The sequence below is a fragment of the Bradyrhizobium sp. P3_C3 genome (genome assembly GCF_056402655.1).
In genome coordinates this window covers 1-4,633 of record NZ_JBFUGY010000113.1, presented here as the reverse complement: position 1 = coordinate 4,633, position 4,633 = coordinate 1, and the positions used below count along the sequence as shown (strand labels likewise).

Sequence of the window (4,633 nt, the reverse complement as noted above, 5' to 3'; positions counted from 1 at the left end):
GCGCATGATTATGCGGAGTTAGGTGTCCGGAGTGGCGGTTGTCCGCCGGTTTTGGCGTGTTCGCGCTCCAGATAATATCAGGGGTGGTGCCGCGGCGCCTCGCCGGGTGGCGGGGCGCCGCGGGGGCTGCGGTCACCGCGACCGGAGCAGCGCATGTTCGCCATCTTCGCCTTCGAAGAGGTGGGCGTAGAGGGGGGCGGGGAACGACGGATCGTCGAGCTAGACCGAGTGATAGACCCGGTCGTCCTTCGAGGTGCGGCGCCATGCGGCACCGATCTCGACGCCCGAGACGACGACCCTGAGGTCCGGCGCCTTCTCGCTGGCGGTGGCCGGATCGCTGGGGGTCAGGCGGGCCTGGACGTTGAACGCCAGGGTCTTGATGGTGCCCGTGTAGCTGCCGTCGCTGTTGCGGGCGAACGTGCCGATCTGTGTCATGATAGTCTCCTTGGTCCTCGAAGCCGCCCGATGCGGCCTCGATGGCGGTCGATCAGGCGGCGTGATCGCCGGGCTGCACCTGTGGCCGAAGCGCAGCGAAGGACGGCGCAGCCCGGGCTTCTTGCCTCGCGAGGAAGGCGCTTCAGCGCCGGGGAAGAAGGTCGGGCGGAGCCGTTGCACGCCCGGCGGGATCGCCGCCAGACAAGCCATCCAAAGAGGCCATGGCGCGGCTGAGCGACCAAGGTGACCAGCACCTTCGGCTCGTTCGTGCCGCTGCGCGGAAGCCTATAGGCACCTCAAGTCGGCACGGCATGCGGGTCCGCCATCAGCGATGCGATCAGCGCATCAGGTGCCTTGAACCGACCGCGTCGGAGCGCCGGCGGGAGCACCGCCTCGACCGCCTCGAGCTTCTCGGACGGGTCCATCCGCAGATACACTTCGGTGGTCCGGATGTCGGCATGACCGAGCCACAATGCGACCTTGCGGATGTCGCGCGTGGCCTGGAGCATGATGACCGCGCAGCTGTGCCGCAACAGGTGTGGCGTCAGCGTGCGCCCCGCCAGGGTCGGGCAGACGCGGGCGGCTGTCGTGGCATGTTTTTCCAGGATGTACTCGAACCCGGCCCGAGTCATCGCGTCGCCCTGGGCATTGACGAACAGCTCCGGGGCCGGCGCTCGCCCACGGACCGCCAGCCAAGCGCGAACGTCGCGCGCGGTTTCCTTCCAGAGCGGAAGGCTCCGTTCGCGCCGGCCCTTGCCCATGACCATGATGCTGGGCGCGGGTTGCAAGGTGACGTTTTCCAGGCGCAGACCGACCAGCTCGGATACGCGCAAGCCCGCTGCGAAGCAGACGTGCAACATGGCTCGATCGCGGATTCCCGAGCGGCTGCGAAGGTCGGGAGCGTCGAGCACGGCCTGCACTTCCGCCATCGTCAGGTGGCGGATCAACTTCTGATCGTACCGCTTTCCCGGGATCGCATTGATCTGCGCGATCTGTTCGAGCGTGCGGGGATGCTTGAACTCGACGTAACGCATGAACGCCTTGATCGCGGCGAGCCGGACATTGCGGGTGGCGGGGCTGTTGCCACGCTCGCGCTCGATGTGAGCGAGGAACGCGAGCACCATTTCGGCATCGATCTGTTCAAGCGTCAGCTGCGATGGCCGCGTTCGCAGCCGCCCCGCCGCGAACGCGAACAGCAGCCTGAAGCTATACGCATAGGTGTCGCAGCTGTGTGGGCTGAGGCCGCGCTGGCACGGCATATGCTCGCGCAGGAAGTCGGTGATGAGCGGGGCGATCGGCGTCATGCGTACCTCCCCAGGGCGAGCATTTCGGCGGCAGCCGCGATGTCGCCCATCAACTCGGGCGTCGCCTCCAGATACCAGTAGGTGTGCTTGATATGACCGTGCCCAAGGTAGGTGGAGAGCGCGACAAAGTCGCGGGCCACCTCTTCCCGTCCGGCAGCGCACTGCTCCAGCACGCGCGTCGCGAACGTATGGCGAAGGTCATGCAGGCGCGGACGGCGCGACCGATCCGTGGCGATTCCGGCCCGCCGCAACACGCCGTGGAACACATGGCGAGCCGTGCTATTGGGCAAGGGCTGGCCGCATTCTGTCAGGAACAGGCGGCTTTCAAGGCCGCCATAGCGTTGGCGGACGTCCAGATAGGCGTCGAGCTTTGCTACAACGCTCGGATGCAGCGGGACGAGCCGGTTCTTGTTGAACTTGGTCGCACGGATATGCAGCACGCCGTCCGCGAGCACGTCGTCGAGCCGCAGCTTGAGCGCCTCGGCTATGCGCAGCCCAGTTGCGGCGATCAGGCCGAACAGCATCTCGTAGGTATGTGGCTTGAGCGGATTGAGCCGGGTTGCACGCAGTTCGCGTGCGGCCGACAGCATCCGCGCCACATCTTCGGTCGAGAAGATATAAGGCGCCGGCCTCGATCGCGGCCGATAGTACAGATGGTGCTGCGGCACCTCGTGTCCAGCATCTTCGGCACGCAGGAAGCGGGCGAACAGGGCCAGTTCCTGGAGCCTTCGATAATAGCTGTCCTGGGTCGAGGACGTTGCCGCCGCCCATGCCAGCGCGGTGTCGCTGCGCACATGGACGTCACCGACGCTCGCCGCATATTCCGCGAACGAAGCCAGATGAGCGGATGTTTTGCGGAGCTTGAAGCCGAGCGAACGGCGCAGCTCGATGTAGCGGTACGCGCCGTCGATCAGCATGATGACCTCCCGGGCCAGGGCTGCGCGATGGTCGATAGAAGTCCCAAGTCGACCTTGGCGTAATGCGCGGTCATTGCCGCCGCGCGGTGACGCAGCACGCTGCCCACATCGGCCAGGCTGACTCCGTGGCGCAGCATCGCGGTCGCAGCCGTATGGCGCAGGATATGGGCACCCTTATGCGGACAGTCGATGCCGGCGCGCCGGTACGCCGCCGACGCGAGGCATTTGACGGCGATGCGGTTGATGGGTCTGAGCGGCGCGGTCTGCGTCAGGAACAACGCGCGCGCCGGCATCGCCGGCCGCGCACGCTCTATATAAGCGATGATCGCATCGCCGACCTCCTGACTGAGCGGGAGCAGTTCCTCCCGCCGTCCTTTCCCGAGCAGGCGGATGCTGCCCCGCCGCCAGTCGATGTCATCGAACGTCAGCCGAGCGACCTCGCTCGCGCGCATGCCGAGCCGTACGAGCAACAGGATGATCAYGCGATCGCGCAGGCGGCGTTCCCCCTCGCACGCGGCGAGGATCCGCACGATATCGGCGTCGGGCAGGAACCGCGGGATCGATGTCAGCCGCCAGGTCGCTGCCTTGGGCATCGCATGATCGAGCCCTGGCTGGCAGCGCCCGGTCGCGATCAGGAAGCGCAGGAACGCGCGGACCCCGACCCCGATGCCCTTCAGACGGGCACCGGATACCGTGCCCGCGCGCGCCAGCATGAAGCTTCGGATCGCGGCAGCATCATAGGTAGCAGGGTCATCGCCGAGCTGGGCGATGAACGGCAGGATCGCGATGCGATAGGTGCCGAGCGTTGTCTCCGCGAGGCCATGTTGCTCGCGCGCCCAGCCCATAAACTCGGTCATCAGAGCTGGTTCCGGCTTCGCCGGCAGGCGCGGCAACACGCCGCGATGCTCCAGATAGCTGATGAACAGCTTGCCGGTTTCCGCGGCATCCTTGTTGATGTCGCCGCGGAACCGGCGGCGATATCCCGCCTCGATCAAGGCGAACGATGCCGCGTGCGCTCCGCGGATCGTGCCGAGCGCATAGCCGTTTTCGCGCGACCATTGCGTCCAGCTTGCAAGCAACCGCATCCGTTCGATGATGGTGAGTGGCGTATATCGTCGCTCGCGGAGCCACTGCTCGAAGCCGTCCGCATGATCCGCGGCCATGCCAGCTTCCAAGCGGCCAATGACTGAGTTCTTACGAACATAAACACCTGTCGGCATGCGCTTCCTCCTGGATATTGGAGGCGGGACTATGGCCCGACGTGCCTGATGTTCGGAACGCCGGCAGTTATGCTGGCATCTGTCATCGATACGCGGGCAAGCCGATCCGGTTGCGGCTCCCGCGCTGTGGCGCCCACGTCCTCGCAGGCCTTGGCTGTGGCGGACCGGCCCCATGATGCGGTCTTCGACCCGGCCTTTTCCCCGCAACAGCGGTCGTTCGATCTTCTTCCCCGCCGGCCATGCCGGCTCCTCGCGGAGCAACAAGATCTTCGCCCGCCGTCCTCCGCGTTGCTGCGGCCCGATGGGTGCGGGTCGGCCGTCACGGGGCTCCTGATCGCCACAAGGCCGCGATGGTCGCGGGCTTGAGCACAGCGAAGGAGACTATCATGACACAGATCGGCACGTTCGCCCGCAACAGCGACGGCAGCTACACGGGCACCATCAAGACCCTGGCGTTCAACGTCCAGGCCCGCCTGACCCCCAGCGATCCGGCCACCGCCAGCGAGAAGGCGCCGGACCTCAGGGTCGTCGTCTCGGGCGTCGAGATCGGTGCCGCATGGCGCCGCACCTCGAAGGACGACCGGGTCTATCACTCGGTCAAGCTCGACGATCCGTCGTTCACCGCCCCCATCTACGCCAACCTCTTCGAAGGCGAAGATGGCGAACATGCGCTGATCTGGTCGCGGTGACCGCAGCGCCCGCGGCGCCCCGCCACCCGGCGAGGCGCCGCGGCACCACCGCTGATATTATGTGGAGC

General features: G+C 66.4%; 4 protein-coding genes and 1 pseudogene. 1 reads left to right on the top strand and 4 read right to left on the bottom strand.

The window, feature by feature from the left end; all coding sequences use genetic code 11:
• Positions 1-132: 132 nt before the first annotated feature.
• The 4 genes and pseudogenes from AC1DW2_RS43435 to AC1DW2_RS43420 all read right to left on the bottom strand — a co-directional run bounded on the left by AC1DW2_RS43435 (position 133) and on the right by AC1DW2_RS43420 (position 3,876).
• A pseudogene (locus tag AC1DW2_RS43435) lies at positions 133-435 on the bottom strand (DUF736 domain-containing protein).
• Between the two features lie 296 nt (positions 436-731).
• Positions 732-1,739: a tyrosine-type recombinase/integrase gene (locus AC1DW2_RS43430; protein ID WP_477009168.1), complete on the bottom strand. Its 1,008-nt coding sequence runs from the start codon at positions 1,737-1,739 to the stop codon at positions 732-734.
• On the bottom strand, positions 1,736-2,656 hold the full coding sequence (locus AC1DW2_RS43425) for a tyrosine-type recombinase/integrase (protein ID WP_477009167.1): 921 nt from the start codon (positions 2,654-2,656) through the stop codon (positions 1,736-1,738). The genes AC1DW2_RS43430 and AC1DW2_RS43425 overlap by 4 nt, the downstream gene beginning before the upstream one ends.
• A complete protein-coding gene (locus AC1DW2_RS43420) occupies positions 2,650-3,876 on the bottom strand; it encodes a tyrosine-type recombinase/integrase (RefSeq protein ID WP_477009166.1) in 1,227 nt (408 codons plus the stop codon). The genes AC1DW2_RS43425 and AC1DW2_RS43420 overlap by 7 nt, the downstream gene beginning before the upstream one ends.
• 386 nt (positions 3,877-4,262) lie before the next feature.
• Here AC1DW2_RS43420 and AC1DW2_RS43415 point away from each other — a divergent pair, with 386 nt between their 5' ends.
• Positions 4,263-4,565: a DUF736 domain-containing protein gene (locus tag AC1DW2_RS43415; RefSeq protein WP_477009165.1), complete on the top strand. Its 303-nt coding sequence runs from the start codon at positions 4,263-4,265 to the stop codon at positions 4,563-4,565.
• The last annotated feature ends 68 nt before the right edge of the window (positions 4,566-4,633 follow it).